Origin of the sequence: Microvirga tunisiensis (genome assembly GCF_009296175.1) — a bacterium.
GTDB lineage: Bacteria > Pseudomonadota > Alphaproteobacteria > Rhizobiales > Beijerinckiaceae > Microvirga > Microvirga tunisiensis.
Genome location: NZ_VOSK01000892.1, coordinates 1 through 846, shown reverse-complemented (window position 1 = coordinate 846; position 846 = coordinate 1). Strand labels below are relative to the sequence as shown.

Annotated in this window: 1 protein-coding gene; it reads right to left on the bottom strand. The window is 58.2% G+C overall.

All coding sequences use genetic code 11. The annotated features are described in order from the left end of the window. Positions 1-55: 55 nt before the first annotated feature. Positions 56-772 (bottom strand): IS6 family transposase, encoded by a 717-nt coding sequence (locus tag FS320_RS44360; RefSeq protein WP_420846862.1) that lies wholly within the window; start codon positions 770-772, stop codon positions 56-58. Positions 773-846 lie beyond the last annotated feature (74 nt).

Sequence of the window (846 nt, the reverse complement as noted above, 5' to 3'; positions counted from 1 at the left end):
CGGTTCCGTTGCAGACTTTCATGTCAGTCAAGAGACTGCCGGAGATGGTCTCAGGCTAGGCGGCCGCGCCGAAGAGAGCAGCGATGAATTCACGTTGAGCCCGCATGCCGTTTGCTGGTGCGCTCGCAACTTTGTTCTTTCGGATCATTGCCATCGCCTCGTAGCCTGCCACCCTCCGTGAGGCCGTCACGAAACTCTTGAAGCCCAGGCCGGGCCGAACCAGCCGCTTGATACGCCGGTGATCCTGCTCGACGATGTTGTTCAAGAATTTCACCTGCCGGAGTTTGGCAAAGCGCCAGAGTTCTCCAACCTGCTTCATAGATTTCGTCGCTATAGGATAAGCCGCATTCTTGTCGACCGTGATGGTGCGCGGATTGACCGTATGGGCCTGCTTCAGCGCCTTTCGGAAGAACCGACGGGCGGCGGCCGCATCCCACCTGGGCGAGAGCAGGAAGTCAATCGTCTGCCCGGAAGCGTCCACGGCGCGGTAGAGATAAACCCATTCGCCCTTCACTCGAATGTATGTTTCGTCGACCCGCCAGGAGCCGTTCGTCATGCGGAGATGCGGACGAATGCGCTTGTCCAGCTCCGGTGCATAGGCCTGAATCCAGCGAAACAAGGTGGTGTGATCGACCTGAATGCCTTGATCGGAGAACATGCGCGCAAGATCGCGGTAGCTGATCGGGAACTGCAGATACCAGCGGATCGCCCACAGGATGATCTCCGCCGTGAACTGCCGACCTTTGAGCAGCCCCTTGTTATTTTGCTTCACTGTCAGCCCCACTCGCCACCCTCATGTCGTAGCTCAGGCAGGGCAAGTTTCAAAGCTGCAACAGATCCACGGCA